Below are 16,363 nucleotides of genomic sequence, written 5' to 3'. Positions count from 1 at the left end.
AGGCAACTATGTTTAAGTGGATAAAGGATAAATTTTCAAACGATACAAAGGAAAATTCAGTAGAAGAAGTTAAAGAAAAAATAGAAGAAAGTGTACTTGTTGAAGAAGAGAATGTAAGTGAAGAGCTTTCACAAAATCATGAAGCTATTTCAGAAGAACCTAATCTTGATAAAAAATTCTTTGAAAACAAGGAAAGCAATGAAGAAGAGAAAATAATTGAAAATGAATCCTTGGATAAAAAAGCTCAAGGAGAAGATCAAAAGTTCGAGGAAGAATCTGAAGAGGTTGAAAAAGAGTTACCTTTACTTGAAAGATTAAAGCGAGGTCTTTTAAAAACCAGAAACGAAATGGGAGTTAAGATAAACACCATTTTAGGATCTTACGTAAAAATAGAAGATGATCTTTTAGAAGATTTGGAAGATATTTTAATATCTGCAGATGTAGGCATGACAACTACTATGACTTTAATAGATAATCTTAGAGATACGATTATAAAAAATAAAATAAACGATCCGTCCTTAGTTAAAACACTTCTAAAAGAAGAAGTAAAAAAACTAATGGATAAAAATATAAATTCAGAATTATCAAATAAAAGTCCACTTATCATACTTGTAATAGGAGTAAACGGTGTTGGAAAGACAACAACTATAGGAAAGCTTTCTGCAAGATTAAAAGCAGAAGGTAAAAAAGTTCTTATAGCCGCAGCAGACACCTTTAGAGCAGCTGCCATAGATCAGTTAAAGACATGGGGAGATAGGGCTGTAGTTGAAGTTATAGCTCATTCAGAAGGTGCGGATCCTGCAGCTGTAATATTTGACGGAATTTCTGCAGCAAAATCTAGAAACTCGGATGTTTTAATATGCGATACAGCAGGTAGACTTCATAATAAAGCCAATCTAATGAAGGAACTTGAAAAAATAAACAAAGTAATAGACAGGGAATATCCTGAAGCTGCAAGAGAAAATATTTTGGTTCTTGATGCGACAACAGGACAAAACGCCATTAGTCAGGCAAAAACTTTTAAAGAAGTTTGCAATCCTACAGGAATAGCTCTTACTAAACTTGATGGAACGGCTAAGGGAGGAGTTGTAATAGCCCTTCAAAGTGAACTTAAAATACCTATTAAGCTTGTAGGAGTCGGAGAAAAGATAGAGGACTTACAGGACTTTAATATGGACTCATTTATTGATGCGATATTTGACTAAGGAGAATCTATGGAATTAACTAGACCCGCTTGGATAGAAATTGATCTTGATAAGTTAATTAGGAATATTAATAAAATAAAGGAAAATATAAATGAAGGTACGGAAATTATATCCGTTGTGAAATCAAATGCTTATGGCTTTGGTGAAGAAACAATAGTTGAGTGTCTAATAGATGAAGGAATAAAGTTTTTTGCAGTTGCAACAATAACAGAAGCAATAAAACTTAGATCTAAATTTAAAGATATAAAGATTTTAGTCTTAAGCTATACACCGGATTATCTATTTGATAGAGCGATTACTGAGGATATAATATTAAGTACTTATGATTACAATCAAGCAAAAGCCTTAAATGAGCTTGCAATTAAAAAGGGAGTCATTACTAAAATACATATAGCTGTAGATACGGGTATGAACAGAATCGGGTTTAAGGTAAATAAAAAATCTCAAGAAGAAATTAAAGACATATATAATCTATCTAATTTGAAAATAGAAGGAATTTTTTCTCACTTTGCAGTTGCAGATACAGATAGAGATTATACAGAAAAACAATTTAATAAATTTATGGAAATGGATAAAGGTCTTAAAGCTCTAGGGATAGAAATCCCAATAAGGCATATTTGTAATTCTCAGGGAGTGCTTAATTATAAAGAGTATAATCTTGAGGCGGTAAGACCCGGAATTATACAATATGGTTCACCTGAGGGTGTTAAAAGTAAGTATGAGGGATTTGAACTAGAGTTTATAGGAGAAATCAAAGCACAAATCGCCCTAGTTAAAGAAATAAAAAAAGGTGATAAAGTTAGCTATGGATTAACATTTACTGCTAATGAAGACATGAAAATTGCAACTGTGCCTATAGGATATTCAGATGGAATAATAAGACAACTAAGTGGAAAAATAAATGTTTTAATAGACGGTAAAAGGTGCAGGCAAATAGGTAGAATATGTATGGACCAGTTTATGGTAGATGTAACAGGTGTGGATTGTAAAATGGGAGATGAGGCGGTTATTGTAGGAAAGCAAGGGAAAGAGTTTATAGAAATAGATGAACTTGCCAATATGGCGGACGAAATAGTAACCTCCTTTTGTACACATCTTTCTCCAAGGTTGCCTAAATTATACTTAAAAAATAATAAACCATTTAGATTGATAGATGATATTATAGAATACAGAAAAGAGTTTTAAAAAGGGATGATACAATTTGTGTCATCTCTTTTTAAATTTAAAATATATTTTAAATTTTTATTGACAAAAGCAGAAGTATATCTGTATAATAAGTAGGGTCAATGATAAAACTTGACAGAAAGAACTATGGTGATATATTGATTAGCAATGTTTTTGAAATTAATATGCTTTTGGATTTTTATAGAGATCTTTTATCTGAAAAACAGGAAAAATCACTTAGTATGTATTATGCTTATGATTTTTCTTTAACTGAAATAGCTGAAGAGCTTAATATAAGTAAACAAGCTGTGTCAGATAATATTAAAAGAGCTGAGCAAAACTTAAGATTTTATGAAAAGAGCCTTAAGTTAGTAAGCAAGCACTTAAAAAAGATGGAAGATAAGAAAAAACTCAAGGAACTTTTTAAAAAGCTAGAGGAAAATTCAAAGGAAATTGATAATAAAACTTTGAGTGAGATTTATACCATAATTTTTAATGCCGAGGAGGTGTAATATGGTTTTTGAATCACTTTCTGATAAACTTCAAAATACTCTTGCAAAGCTTAGAGGTAAAGGAAGATTGTCAGAAAAAGATTTGGATCTTGCAATGAGAGAAGTAAGACTTGCTCTACTTGAGGCGGATGTTAACTTTAAAGTCGTAAAGGATTTTGTGAAAAAGGTTAAAGAAAGGTCTCTTGGAGCTGAGGTTATGGAATCTCTAACCCCGGGTCAACAAGTTATAAAGATAGTAAATGATGAATTGACTAAGCTAATGGGTGAAAAGGAAGCAAAAATTGACTATTCAAAAAAGCCCACTGTAATACTAATGAGTGGATTACAGGGAGCAGGTAAGACAACTACCTCTGCAAAACTTGCTCAGCTTATGAAAAAATCCGGAAAAAGGCCATTACTGGTTGCCTGTGACGTATATAGACCGGCAGCAATTAAACAATTGCAGGTTGTCGGAGAACAAGTTGATGTACCGGTGTTTTCCATGGGTGATAAGATAAGCCCTGTAGATATATCTAAAGCTGCCTTGGAGCATGCAAAGAGAAATGGCAATGATGTGGTTTTAATAGATACAGCGGGAAGACTTCATATTGATGAGAATCTTATGAGTGAGTTAAAGTCCATAGCTTATGAAACAAATCCGTCGGAAATTTTATTAGTTCTTGATGCAATGACAGGCCAGGATGCAGTAAATGTTGCAGAAGCATTTGATAAAGAGCTTAAGCTTAGTGGTGTAATTCTTACAAAGCTTGATGGAGATGCAAGAGGGGGAGCAGCGCTATCAATTAGAGCTGTAACTGACGTGCCTATAAAATTCATTACAACAGGAGAAAAACTTGATCAAATTGAAAGCTTTCACCCTGATAGAATGTCAAGTAGGATACTTGGCATGGGAGATGTATTAAGCTTAATTGAAAAGGCTCAAGAGCATGTAGATGAAAAGAAGGCCATGGAACTTGAGAAAAAGCTTAGGACTCAAACCTTTACCTTTGACGATTTTTTAGATCAAATGGAACAGATGAAAAACATGGGACCTTTGGAAGACATACTTGCAATGATACCGGGAATGAATAATAAAGCTCTTAAAAACATTAAAATTGATGAAAAAGAATTTGTAAAAGTTGAAGCAATTATAAAATCAATGACTAAAGAAGAAAGAATTAAGCCTGAAATAATTGATATTTCTCGAAGAAAGAGAATTGCACAGGGTAGTGGTACAAGTCCCGTAGATGTAAATAAACTTTTAAAGCAATTTAAGGATTTGAGAAAAATGATGAAGCAGTTTGGAAAAATGAGCAAATCTCCAAAAATGGGTAGGTTTAAAATGCCTTTTTCCTTTTAAGTAGTTAAAATTTATATTAATATAAATTTATTTTATATTTGGAGGTGAATATAATGGCAGTAAAAATTAGATTAAGAAGAATGGGAGCTAAAAAGAATCCTTTTTATAGAATAGTAGTAGCTGATTCACGTAGCCCTAGAGATGGTAGATTTATTGAAGAAATTGGATATTACGATCCTCTTACTGAGCCTAAAAAAGTGGTGGTTGATTCAGAGAAAGTTAATAAGTGGATTAAAAATGGTGCTAAGCCCACTGATACAGTAGACAGAATATTCAAGGAAAACAGCGTATACGATGTTAAAGTTGAAGAAAAACAATCTGAGGAAGAGTCAGAAGTAAATTGATTTCTATGGAGGAGTAACAATGGTTGAACTAATTGAATATATAGCCAAAAATTTAGTAGATGAACCTCAAAAGGTAGAAATCACATCTGTAAGAGATAAAGACGAGCTTAGAATAACCCTTAGAGTTGACCAAAAAGATATGGGTAAAATAATAGGCAAGCAAGGCAGGATTGCAAAGGCTATAAGATCTATTTTAAAAGCTATTTCTCTTAAAGAAAACATAAGGGTAAATTTAGAAATTGAAGAAATTAAGTGAATTTTCAATAATAGGTAAAATAATAAATACTAGAGGAATTAAAGGCGAAGTTAAGGTTTTGCCAATGACTCGAGATATTGAAAGATTCTATAATTTAGATAGAGTTTTCCTTGGAGAAGACTTAAAAGAGTTTGAAATACTTAAAGTATTGGATAATAATAAATTTGTTTTTATCACCTTTAAAGGATATGAAAACATAAATGATGTTCTTGGGTTTAAAGAAAGTTACATTTATGTTCCCGACTCTGAAAGGATAAAGCTTAATGCCGGAGAGTATTTTGTAAGTGATATTATTGGGTCTGAAGCAGTTGATTTAAAAGGAAAACATCTTGGCAAGATAATCGATGTTATTGATAATCCGGCCAATGATGTATATGTTCTTGAGTCTGAAGCTAAAGAAAAGTCTTATATACCTGCAGTTTCGGTCTTTATAAAGAACGTTGATGTAGAAAACAAATTAATAACTATTGACCCTATAGAAGGAATGATAAATTGAAATTCAGTATCCTTACACTTTTTCCGGAGTTTTTCGAAATTTTGAATAATTACAGTATAATTTCAAGAGCCATTAAAGGTGAAAAGGTAGAAATAAATTCGGTTAATATTAGAGATTTTTCCGATAATAAGCACAATAAGGTAGATGATTATCCTTATGGCGGAGGTCCTGGTATGTTAATGCAGGTAGGGCCTATATATAGAGCTATAAAGTCTGTAAGTGATGAGGACTCAAAGGTTATATATTTGTCACCTCATGGTGCAAGACTTAGGCAAAGTAAGCTTGTTGAGCTGTCTAAGGAAAAACATCTAGTCTTGTTAAATGGACATTATGAAGGAATTGACTACAGAGTTGTTGAAAATTATGTAGATGAAGAAATTTCTATAGGAGACTATATACTCACCGGAGCAGAGGTAGCGTCTTTAGTACTGATAGATGGTATTGTCAGATTACTACCAGGTGTTTTAAGCAGTGAGGAATCTTATTTAATGGAGTCCTTTAATAAGGGACTTTTGGAATATCCTCAATATACAAGACCTAAAGAATTTAATTCTTTAAAGGTTCCCGATGTGCTTACAAGTGGAGATCATGGAAAAGTTCAAGATTATAGAACCTACATGGCTATAAAGCTAACTCTTGAAAAAAGGTCGGATTTAATAAATTTAGAAAAATTAAATGATTATGAAAAAAAGATACTAACCGATATACAAAGAGGGGAGGTAAAAGAATGGACATAATAAGAGCAATTGAAGCTGAACAAATAAAAAAAGATTTGCCTAATATTGAAGTAGGAGATACTGTGCAAGTTTACTACAGAATAATAGAAGGCACAAGAGAAAGAATTCAAGTTTTTGAAGGTACCATAATTAAAATTCAAGGCGAAAGTTCAAGAAAAACTTTTACAGTTAGAAGACTTTCCTATGGAGTTGGCGTAGAAAGAACTTTCCTACTTAACTCACCTAGAATATCAAAGCTTGAAATAACAAGAAAAGGTAAAGTTAGAAGAGCAAAATTATTTTATCTTAGAGATAGACAAGGTAAGTCTGCTAAAGTTAAAGGAAGAACAAATTACTAATTATTTAAGAGACCTAAAAGGTCTCTTTTTAGTTGAAACTATTATTTAAAAAATTTTTAATTTAATTTATAAACCTTATTTAAAGTAAAAGTTATAAAATGCTTTTAATTTGTAGGTTTAGCCTATATAATGTAGTAGAATACTCATTTTATAAGAACAGAGGTAGATTATATGAAAAAATTTTTTGTTGGATTACTCCTGCTGCTTTTAATTGGAGGAGCTGGGGGAGTGTATTTCTTAAAAGGGAGACCTTCCGGAGAAACTTCAAAGAAGTACAGTGAATTCAGTTTTATATCTGAAGATAAGGACATAGATAAAGATGATTTCACAAGAAATGACGGTATGTACTATTTGTCATTGGATTACATAAAAGAAAATTTAGACGACACAGCATATTATGATGAAAAAGAAGAAACTATAGTACTTGTAAATCAGGCTGGAACAAAGAGAATAAAGCTTGATGAAAAAAGCTTAGATTTAAATGGGAAAACCATAGATCTAAGACAGGCAGCATATAAAGAGGGAGACAAGATTTATTTGCCTATAGAGTCATTTATTTACGATTATCCTGTAAGTCTTAGGTATGTAGATCAAAAAAAGCTTTTACTTCTTGACTTTGAAGATGTTGAATATGCTATAGGTGTGTCTACAGGCGACGGACTAAATGTGAGAGAAAGCGATAGCACAAAATCACCGATAGTAGCAATTCTTAAAGACAATGAAGAAGTTTATGTTTATGGTGAGGTCGGAGATTTTTATAAGGTTAGACAAAAAGACGGCTATTTAGGCTACATCAGAAAAGATCTTTTAAATGTAAAATTCCCTGAAAATAAATTTAAGCTTGATAAAGATCAAAAAAAAGAGGCTAAAAAGCCTCTTAATTTGACTTGGGATTATACATATTCAACTCAAAGCGATAGCTCTATAGAAAATATAAAGGCAGTTCCCGGACTTAATGTAATTTGTCCTACCTGGTTTTCTTTAGAAAACAAGAGTGGAGATATTACAGATAGAGGAAAATATGAGTATGTAAAAAGATATGAGGATATGGGCATAGATGTTTGGGGTTACTTAGATAACTCTTTTGACTCTGATATAACTCATGAAGTTTTAAAAAGCAGCAGTAAAAGACAAAAAGCAATAGAAAATACCTTTGCCTTGGTAAAAAAATATAATTTAAAGGGAATAAATATAGATTTTGAACATACTAATATAGAAGACAGAGATTTAATTACTCAATTTGTAAGAGAGATAACAGGGGTTTTTAAAACTGAAGGTTTAATAGTAAGCGTAGATGTTACTCCACAAATATCTGGTGATGTTACAAAGGAGCCTTATGACAGAAAAAAACTTGCGGAAATTTGTGATTATGTAATGGTTATGGCATATGACCAACACTGGTCAAGCTCTGACAAGGCGGGATCGGTAGCTGAATACAGTTGGGTTGAAGGTAATTTAAACAACTTATTTAGAACCATTCCGAAGGAAAAACTTGTGCTTTGCATACCGTTTTATTCAAGACTATGGGAAGAGTCGGGGAATAGCTTAAAATCAAACTCAATATCAATGGATAAAGTTAACAGTATAGTAAGTCAGAGAAATCTTTTCCCTAAGTGGGATGAAGAAATTAAACAAAGTTATGTTGAATACAATGAGAATGGTAAAAAATATAAACTTTGGATAGAAGATGCCAAAAGCCTTGAGTATAAAACACTTCTTATCAATAAGTATAATTTGGCAGGGGTTGCCAGTTGGCAAAAAGGTCTTGAGACACCTGATGTTTGGATAAAAATAGAAGAAATTTTATCTGCTATTGAATACTATTAGCTATATAATTATTGCAAAACTTCCTAAGGTGTTATAGAATTAACTTAGATGTTTATAAGGGGTGTAGAAAATTTTAACTCAAACGCATAAGATTATTGCTAGGAATATTCATGATAATATACTTAATAAATATGATGTTGATTTAAATATCGATAAATTACAATGGGGAGCAATTGCACCTGATGTGCTTCCTTATTATAAACTTATAAGGCATTATAAAGAAGAAAGTATAGATTATATAGCTAAGGAGATAGTTTCTTTAATATATCTTTGCAGGTATGCTGATTTACATGGGGATAAGGATTCCTTGCTACTTAAATATTTAAGCAAGAAAATAGGAATAATTTCTCACTATTTGTGTGATTATAATTGTTATCCCCACGCCTACAGAATGACTTTTATTAATAGTATGAAAAGTCATATAAAATATGAGTCAGACCTGGGGATTTATGCTGAAAACCATGAATTTGCAGAAATTAACTGGGATATAGCAAAACTTAATATTTACAATAACGGCAAAAAGTCGTTGCAAACGAGGATAAAGACCTATATTAATGATGCGGTAGACTGTTATATGAAAGCACCAAAAGGGTTTTCAACTGATTTAGATTATGCCCTTAAATTAAGCGGAGATATTGCTTATTTTATTATAGAAACAATACTAGAATATTCTGTAGAATTACAATTTCAATTTATATAAAAGGATCTCTCAAGAGGTCTTTTTATTTTGTATATGGAGGAAAAATGCGAAACAATTCAGAGGTAACTTATTTAAACTTAAAAGAAACACAAATGGCGATTAAATCTTTAAAGGACTATTTTCAGAGAGATTTGGCGAATACTTTAAATTTAGCAAGAGTATCTGCACCTATTGTAGTAAGACCGGAAACCGGTTTAAATGATAATCTAGGGGCTAATGAAAAGGCTGTTAATTTTAATATTACCAACTATGGAATTAATGTTGAAATAGTTCAATCTTTAGCAAAGTGGAAAAGAAGTGCTCTTCATAAATATAATTTCAGATGCTACGAAGGTCTATATACGGATATGAATGCTATAAGACCAAATGAGGAGCTCGATGCCCTTCACTCTTTGTATGTTGACCAATGGGACTGGGAAAAAATTATTAAGTCCGGAGATAGAAATGAGGAGTTTTTAAAAACTGTCGTTAGACAAATATATGAAGTTTTCAAAAGATCAGAAGAGTATATAAATCAAGTCTATCCCTTTGCACTTAAGAAAAAGCTTGTAGATGAAATTTTCTTTATAGATTCACAAGATCTTCTAGATAAATATCCTAATCTTACAGCTAAGGAAAGAGAAAGAGAAATTTGTAGAGAGAAAAAGGCTGTTTTTATAATGAGAATAGGAGACAAGCTTAGCAATGGTGAGCCTCACGATGCGAGAAGTGCAGATTACGATGATTGGAAGCTTAATGGCGATATTTTATTTTACAATGAAATTTTAGATTGCGCTTTTGAGCTTTCATCTATGGGAATTAGAGTAGATAAGCACTCTCTTAAATCTCAATTAGAGGCTATGAATCAAACTGAAAAACTGTCTATGGATTTTCATAAGGCAATAATGGAGGACAGACTTCCTCTTACTATAGGAGGAGGAATAGGTCAATCAAGGTTATGTATGTTTTTCCTTGAGAAAAAACATATTGGAGAAGTACAAGCATCTATATGGGATAATGCTACATTAGAACTGGCAAAAGATGAAAATATATTTTTATTGTAGTTTATAATATTTCTATTAAAAATTATTATCTATAATTTAAAAATTTAAAATTAATATTAAGCAAGACAACTAAACAGCTTAAAAATATAAGGCCGATCTGTATATATCAAATCGGTCTTATATTTTAATTATCCTTTCACATTTTTAAGAATTTATAGTATAATGTAGACATTGCAACGGAGGATTTTTTATGGAAGCTATGTCTAAAAGTTTAAAAAATAATGAGGATGAAAAGTTTTCGTTAAAAAATATAAAGAGGTTTCTAATTGAAAAATTTTTATATGATAGCGATACAGAGTCTCTTAACATCCTTTTGAATATATATGAATTTGAAGGGAAGATAGAGAATATAAGTCCTGCATACATATCCTTAAAGCATTTAAAGAAAGATATACTTAAATTTTTAAAGGATAAAGAAGGCAAGGAGCTTATAGCTTATAACATATCTTCTCTAATATATCCAGATATTAATAGATTTGAACTTTTTTTATATCTTGAAGGATATAGAGCTGGGGCAAACTCCATAAAAGCTGCGAATAGACTTGAAATCCTCACATTTAAGTACATAAGCCTGGAAGAATTGTATATAAGACAAAAGTTGTTTAATTATGAAATAAAAAACAGCGAAATTTTAAACTTAAAGCAAAGCATTATCAAAGATCTTAGAAGAAGCAATACTACAAGATCCTATATTTATGATTCAGTATTTAAATTTAATCTTAAGTTTTTAAAGAGAAAGATTATGAAACTTAATGATAGTTTAGATAGACAGTTGATTTTGAATCTTGAACCAAAAGATGATAATGATACCCGAAAGTTTAAAGAAGTGAATTCGTATCTAAGCAAGAAAGAACTTTTAGGACTTAATAGAAAAATAGTGAAGTTTTTGTATAGAGACGGCATGAGGGTATTTGAAAATGCCTTTTGGAATGGTGTAAATGATAAAGTAATGAAGAGGTATAAATAAAAAACTAAGGTTATTAATAATCTTAGTTTTTTTGAAATTATGATAATTTTAGGAATAGATCCGGGTCTTGCAACTATAGGCTATGGGTTAATAGAGATAAAGGGGAATAAGTATAAAACACTTGACTATGGAGTAATAACGACCCCGGCAAAAATGAATTTTCCCGATAGACTTTTAAAAATAAATAGAGATTTAGAGGGTATTATTAAAAAATATAACCCTGATGATATAGCCTTTGAAGAGTTATTTTTTAATAAAAATGTTAAGACAGCTATTACTGTTTCTCATGCGAGAGGAGTTTTAATATTAACATCAAAAATGTACAATCAAGATTTATATGAATATACTCCCTTGCAAATAAAGCAAGCAGTAGTAGGCTATGGCAGAGCTGAAAAATTTCAGGTTCAAGAAATGGTTAAAATGATACTTAACCTAAACGAAATACCTAAGCCCGACGATGCTGCAGATGCACTTGCAGTAGCACTTATACATGCTCTTTGCCTAAAAAATAAAAATTTATATAGGATGAAATAAAATGATAGATTTTTTAAGGGGAACGGTAACTGAAATAAACAATAAGTATATAGTAGTTGAAACTAATTTCATAGGTTATATGATTAATATGTCCGAAATAGAAATTAGAGAGCTTTCTCCTGACGACGATGTGAAGATTTATACGAGACTTGTTGTAAGAGAGGACTCTTTAACACTCTATGGCTTCTTAACAAGGGATGTAAGGAGGGTTTTTGATTTATTGACGACTGTAAGCTCCATAGGACCTAAGGTAGGAATAGGTGTTTTATCTAATTTAAGTATTGCAGATATAATAAAGGCCATTAGAACTTCTAACATTGACATTCTTACTCAAGCTCCCGGCATAGGAAAGAAAACTGCCCAAAGAATAATACTTGAATTAAAGGATAAGGTTTCTGAGTTTGATATACACATTGAAGATGAAAAAGAAACTGAAATAGTTAACGAAGATGCTAAGGGTCCTGCTGTTGAAGCCTTAATAAGCTTAGGTTACAATAAATATGAAGCCCAAAAAGCTCTAAAGAGTGTAGATGAGAATCTTGAAATATCAAAAATGATTAAAGAAGGGCTTAAAAATTTAGGGAGGTAATTTAATTGGAAGATAATAGAATCGTCGAACCAAGTTTTACTCCCATGGACAATGGAGTTGAAAACAACCTAAGACCTAGGTGGTTAGATGAGTACATAGGTCAAAGCAAGGCTGTTGAAAAATTAAAAATATTTATAGAGGCCGCAAAAAAAAGAAATGAGCCTTTAGATCATGTTATGTTAAGTGGACCTCCGGGACTTGGTAAAACTACCTTAAGCTATATAATAGCCAATGAAATGGGGGTTAATATAAAGGTAACAAGTGGCCCAGCAATAGAAAGAGCAGGAGATCTAGCTAGTATTTTATCCAATTTAAATGAAAATGATGTCCTTTTTATAGATGAAATTCATAGAATACATAAATCTGTAGAGGAGATATTGTATCCTGCCATGGAGGATTATTCATTAGATATTATTATAGGCAAGGGTCCATCTGCAAGGTCAATAAGGTTGGATCTTGAAAGATTTACCCTAATAGGAGCCACTACAAGACCGGGACAGTTGACATCACCTTTAAGGGATAGGTTTGGGGTTTTACTGAATCTTGAACTTTATGATGAGGATTCTCTAAGAGAAATAATTATGAGATCAGCAAAGATTCTTAATATAAAAATTGAGGATAGGGGAGCTGTTGAAATTGCAAAAAGATCAAGAGGTACTCCAAGAATTGCAAATAGAATTTTAAAAAGAGTAAGAGATTTTGCTGAAGTTAAAGAAAAAGGAGTTATTACTGAATCTGTAGCAATAAAAGGATTAAATATGCTTGGAATAGATAATTACGGCTTAGATAATCTTGACAGAAGAATTATTTTAACTATGATTGAAAATTTCTCAGGTAGACCTGTAGGAGTGGATGCAATAGCAGCATCTGTAGGTGAGGAGAGAATAACAATAGAAGATGTTTATGAACCATATCTTATGCAAATAGGATTTATAAATCGTACTCCCAGAGGCAGGGTGGCAAGCAAAGCTGCCTATGATCATTTTGGTATAGAGTATAGGGAACAGGAGAGCTTCTTATGAAAAGAATTTTTTTAGTAGCATTATTATTTATTCTGACCTTGTTGCCAACTAGAGCATTTGCTCTTGAGGGCAATTACATAAAGGTAAAAATAGGCAAAAATTATAGTGAAAAAGAAGAGGTAACTATTACATCAAAATCAAATATTTATGTTGTAGATGAAAATTTTAATAAAATCTTAGATCTAAATAGTTCTAAGGTAAAAGTTTCTCTTGAAAACGATAAGTTAATTTTAAAAAACAAAACTATATTTTCAAAGGATTTTGACAATAAGGCTAATTTAATGCTTTTAAGTGATGATTTTTTAAAAATAAAAAATGAATATAGAGGAGCTATAGGTTTTATTGTAAAAGATAAAAAGCTTTCAATAATTAATTATTTAGAACTTGAAGACTATTTAAAGGGTGTAGTGCCTAAAGAGATATCTGCCAGTTCGCCTAAAGATGCATTGAAGTCTCAAGCGGTTGTAGCAAGGTCTTTTGCCTTATCTAATATAAATAAGTATTCTAAATTAGGCTATAACTTAGACGATACTACAGCATGCCAAGTTTATGGCGGTAAAAGCGCTGAAGAAAAAAGTTCAAATGAAGCGGTTTTAGAAACTAAGGGGATAGTTGTTAAACATGAAGGCAAAGTTGCAAATACTGTTTATGGGAGTTCTTCAGGTGGAATTACAGCGGATATAAGCGAAGTGTGGGGAGGAGAATCTTGTCCTTATATGGTATCTAAAGAAGATCCTTATTCTGTTTTAGATAAGTGGGAATATAAAATTAATGTGGAAAAATTAAAGGACATTTTAAGTAAGAATAATATACAAATAGGAAGTATTTTAGATTTTAAAATAAGTGAATATGACAGTTCGGGTCGAGCAAAGAAGATTTTACTTATAGGGAGCGATGGTAATAAAGAAATTACAGGAGCTAAATTAAGATCTATTCTTGGAAATACAAAGTTTAAAAGTACTTTATTTAATATTACAAATAACGGCAGCGATTTTGTAATAAACGGTAAAGGCTATGGTCACGGGGTTGGACTTAGTCAGGTAGGTGCAGTAGAAATGGCAAAATCAGGCTTTAATTATAAGGAAATTTTAAATTTCTATTTTCCAAATACTGTAGTAGAAGATATTTAGAGAGGATTTTATGAAAACCGAAGACTTTTATTATGATTTGCCGGAGAGGTTAATAGCACAGCATCCCTTAAAGGACAGATCAAGTTCTAGATTATTATTGGTAGATAAAAAAAACGGATCCATGGAAGATAAGCATTTTTATGACATTATAGATTATCTTAATAAAGGAGATGTACTGGTATTAAATGATACAAAGGTAATGCCTGCAAGGATTTTCGGCCATAGAAAAGGTAAAGAGGAGAGCATAGAAGTTCTTTTATTAAAACAAAATGAGGATGATATTTGGGAGTGTTTAACTAAACCTGGAAAGAAGACTAAAATAGATTCAGAAATAATTTTTTCAGATAGGCTTAGTGGGAAAGTAGTAGATCTTTCAGATGACGGGAGCAGATTTATAAAATTTAATTATGAAGGTATTTTCCATGAGATTCTAGATGAGCTCGGAGAAATGCCCTTGCCTCCTTATATAAAAGAAAAGCTTGAAGATAAAGATCGTTATCAAACTGTTTACTCAAAGGAGGAGGGTTCTGCTGCTGCGCCAACTGCAGGGCTACACTTTACCAAAGAGCTTCTTAATGAGATAAAAGCTAAAGGTGTCGAGCTTGCCTACATAACTCTTCATATAGGGCTAGGGACCTTTAGACCTGTGAAAGTTGAAGATGTTGAAAATCATAAAATGCATTCTGAGTTCTATATAATTAACAAGGAAGCTGCCGATAAAATCAACAAGGCAAAGAAAAATGGAAATAGAGTAATTGCTGTAGGAACTACTTCTGTAAGAACTATAGAATCGGTTGCTGAAGATGACGGTAGTATCAAAGAAAAATCCGGATGGACTGATATTTTTATTTATCCAGGGTTTAAGTTTAGAACTATTGATGCTCTTATAACTAATTTTCATTTGCCGGAATCAACTTTACTTATGTTGGTTAGTGCTTTTAGCAGTAAGGAGCTTATGTTTAAAGCATATAGTGAGGCAATAAAGAAAGAATATAGATTTTTCAGCTTTGGCGATGCAATGTTTATATATTAGGTGATGTATGTTTAAATTCGAACTATTAAAAGAATCAAAAGAGTGTAAGGCAAGACTTGGGAAAATTACCACTAATCATGGTGAAATTGAGACCCCTATATTTATGCCTGTGGGTACAAGAGCAACAGTTAAAACTATGACACCTGAGGAATTAAAAGATTTAAAAGCACAGATTATACTATCCAATACTTATCATTTATTTTTAAAGCCGGGTACCGAAATAATAAAAAAAGCGGGAGGGCTGCACAAGTTTATGAATTGGGATAGGCCTATACTTACAGATAGTGGTGGATTTCAAGTTTTTAGTCTTAGCGACAATAGAAAAATTTCAGAAGAAGGTGTTGAGTTTAGATCCCATATTGACGGATCTAAGCAATTTTTATCTCCTGAGAAATCAATAGATATACAAAATATTTTAGGATCAGATATTATAATGAGCTTTGATGAATGTGCACCTTATCCTGCTTCCTATGAATATATTGAAAACTCCATGAAAAGAACTTTAAGATGGGCAAAAAGATGTAAAGAACATCATAATCTTACAGATAAACAAGCACTATTTGGAATAGTACAAGGAGGAATGTACAAGGACCTTAGAGAGGAAAGTGCAAAAGGTTTAGTGGATATTGATTTTCCAGGATATGCTATAGGAGGTCTAAGTGTAGGAGAACCCCTTGAGCTTATGAACGATATACTTGACTATACTGTTGATTTTCTGCCTAAAGAAAAGCCTAGATATTTAATGGGAGTAGGATCTCCTGATTATTTATTTGAGGCTGTTGAAAGAGGCATAGATATGGCAGACTGCGTTCTACCTACAAGAATTGCTAGAAATGGAACAGTTATGACATCTAAGGGAAGACTTGTAATTAAAAATGCTAAGTATAAAGAAGATTTTTCTAAGCTTGATGAAAATTGTTCCTGCTATACATGTGAGAATTATTCAAGGGCTTACATTAGACACTTATTTAATGTAGATGAAGTGTTGGCTCTAAGACTTGCAACAATTCATAACCTTCACTTTCTAATTGAATTAATGGAAAAAATAAGAGAGTCAATAAAAAATGATACTTTTGAATTATTTAAAGATGACTTTTATAAAAATTATGGTTATAATTAATATATGT

Annotated in this window: 19 protein-coding genes; all 19 read left to right on the top strand. The window is 31.7% G+C overall.

All coding sequences use genetic code 11. The annotated features are described in order from the left end of the window. The first annotated feature begins 8 nt into the window (after positions 1–8). The 19 genes from ftsY to tgt all read left to right on the top strand — a co-directional run bounded on the left by ftsY (position 9) and on the right by tgt (position 16,356). Positions 9–1,205 carry a signal recognition particle-docking protein FtsY gene (ftsY, locus tag PEPCATONIAE_RS01345; RefSeq protein WP_138159117.1) on the top strand — a complete coding sequence of 399 codons (1,197 nt, stop codon included), beginning with the start codon at positions 9–11 and terminating at the stop codon, positions 1,203–1,205. 9 nt (positions 1,206–1,214) lie between these two features. Continuing rightward, the gene (gene alr, locus PEPCATONIAE_RS01340; protein ID WP_138159115.1) at positions 1,215–2,390 is read left to right on the top strand and encodes an alanine racemase; all 1,176 of its coding nucleotides are present in this window, start codon (positions 1,215–1,217) and stop codon (positions 2,388–2,390) included. A gap of 101 nt (positions 2,391–2,491) precedes the next feature. Continuing rightward, positions 2,492–2,881, top strand: a complete 390-nt coding sequence (gene ylxM / locus PEPCATONIAE_RS01335; RefSeq protein ID WP_138159113.1) for a YlxM family DNA-binding protein — start codon at positions 2,492–2,494, stop codon at positions 2,879–2,881. 1 nt (position 2,882) lies between these two features. Further along, on the top strand, positions 2,883–4,220 hold the full coding sequence (gene ffh, locus PEPCATONIAE_RS01330) for a signal recognition particle protein (RefSeq protein WP_138159111.1): 1,338 nt from the start codon (positions 2,883–2,885) through the stop codon (positions 4,218–4,220). Positions 4,221–4,273: 53 nt separating this feature from the next. Then, entirely contained in the window at positions 4,274–4,564 is a 291-nt protein-coding gene (rpsP, locus tag PEPCATONIAE_RS01325; protein WP_138159109.1) for a 30S ribosomal protein S16, read from the top strand. Between the two features lie 19 nt (positions 4,565–4,583). After that, positions 4,584–4,820: a KH domain-containing protein gene (locus PEPCATONIAE_RS01320; RefSeq protein ID WP_138159107.1), complete on the top strand. Its 237-nt coding sequence runs from the start codon at positions 4,584–4,586 to the stop codon at positions 4,818–4,820. Continuing rightward, positions 4,804–5,316 (top strand): ribosome maturation factor RimM, encoded by a 513-nt coding sequence (rimM, locus tag PEPCATONIAE_RS01315; RefSeq protein WP_138159105.1) that lies wholly within the window; start codon positions 4,804–4,806, stop codon positions 5,314–5,316. The genes PEPCATONIAE_RS01320 and rimM overlap by 17 nt, the downstream gene beginning before the upstream one ends. Continuing rightward, positions 5,313–6,053 carry a tRNA (guanosine(37)-N1)-methyltransferase TrmD gene (trmD, locus tag PEPCATONIAE_RS01310; protein WP_138159103.1) on the top strand — a complete coding sequence of 247 codons (741 nt, stop codon included), beginning with the start codon at positions 5,313–5,315 and terminating at the stop codon, positions 6,051–6,053. The genes rimM and trmD overlap by 4 nt, the downstream gene beginning before the upstream one ends. After that, positions 6,044–6,391: a 50S ribosomal protein L19 gene (gene rplS / locus PEPCATONIAE_RS01305; RefSeq protein WP_138159101.1), complete on the top strand. Its 348-nt coding sequence runs from the start codon at positions 6,044–6,046 to the stop codon at positions 6,389–6,391. Before trmD ends, rplS begins: the two co-directional genes overlap by 10 nt. A 171-nt stretch (positions 6,392–6,562) precedes the next feature. Then, positions 6,563–8,218 (top strand): glycosyl hydrolase family 18 protein, encoded by a 1,656-nt coding sequence (locus PEPCATONIAE_RS01300; protein ID WP_138159099.1) that lies wholly within the window; start codon positions 6,563–6,565, stop codon positions 8,216–8,218. Between the two features lie 70 nt (positions 8,219–8,288). Beyond that, positions 8,289–8,918 (top strand): zinc dependent phospholipase C family protein, encoded by a 630-nt coding sequence (locus tag PEPCATONIAE_RS01295; protein ID WP_346265067.1) that lies wholly within the window; start codon positions 8,289–8,291, stop codon positions 8,916–8,918. Positions 8,919–8,962: 44 nt separating this feature from the next. Then, positions 8,963–9,961: an aspartate--ammonia ligase gene (gene asnA, locus PEPCATONIAE_RS01290; protein ID WP_138159098.1), complete on the top strand. Its 999-nt coding sequence runs from the start codon at positions 8,963–8,965 to the stop codon at positions 9,959–9,961. 190 nt (positions 9,962–10,151) lie between these two features. After that, complete coding sequence (locus PEPCATONIAE_RS01285) at positions 10,152–10,928, top strand: hypothetical protein (protein ID WP_246060401.1); 777 nt, start codon at positions 10,152–10,154, stop codon at positions 10,926–10,928. A gap of 39 nt (positions 10,929–10,967) precedes the next feature. Beyond that, complete coding sequence (ruvC, locus tag PEPCATONIAE_RS01280) at positions 10,968–11,462, top strand: crossover junction endodeoxyribonuclease RuvC (protein WP_138159096.1); 495 nt, start codon at positions 10,968–10,970, stop codon at positions 11,460–11,462. A gap of 1 nt (position 11,463) precedes the next feature. Beyond that, on the top strand, positions 11,464–12,051 hold the full coding sequence (ruvA, locus tag PEPCATONIAE_RS01275; RefSeq protein ID WP_138159094.1) for a Holliday junction branch migration protein RuvA: 588 nt from the start codon (positions 11,464–11,466) through the stop codon (positions 12,049–12,051). 44 nt (positions 12,052–12,095) lie between these two features. Continuing rightward, the gene (gene ruvB, locus PEPCATONIAE_RS01270) at positions 12,096–13,073 is read left to right on the top strand and encodes a Holliday junction branch migration DNA helicase RuvB (RefSeq protein ID WP_428842293.1); all 978 of its coding nucleotides are present in this window, start codon (positions 12,096–12,098) and stop codon (positions 13,071–13,073) included. Beyond that, complete coding sequence (locus PEPCATONIAE_RS01265; protein ID WP_138159090.1) at positions 13,070–14,203, top strand: SpoIID/LytB domain-containing protein; 1,134 nt, start codon at positions 13,070–13,072, stop codon at positions 14,201–14,203. The genes ruvB and PEPCATONIAE_RS01265 overlap by 4 nt, the downstream gene beginning before the upstream one ends. A gap of 10 nt (positions 14,204–14,213) precedes the next feature. Then, complete coding sequence (gene queA, locus PEPCATONIAE_RS01260) at positions 14,214–15,236, top strand: tRNA preQ1(34) S-adenosylmethionine ribosyltransferase-isomerase QueA (RefSeq protein WP_138159088.1); 1,023 nt, start codon at positions 14,214–14,216, stop codon at positions 15,234–15,236. A gap of 7 nt (positions 15,237–15,243) precedes the next feature. Then, positions 15,244–16,356, top strand: coding sequence for a tRNA guanosine(34) transglycosylase Tgt (gene tgt, locus PEPCATONIAE_RS01255; RefSeq protein ID WP_138159086.1), 1,113 nt, complete (start codon positions 15,244–15,246; stop codon positions 16,354–16,356). Positions 16,357–16,363: the final 7 nt, after the last annotated feature.

Origin of the sequence: Peptoniphilus catoniae (genome assembly GCF_901447155.2) — a bacterium.
GTDB classification, from domain to species: Bacteria; Bacillota; Clostridia; order Tissierellales; family Peptoniphilaceae; genus Peptoniphilus_E; species Peptoniphilus_E catoniae.
This window is presented reverse-complemented; position numbering and strand designations above follow the sequence as displayed.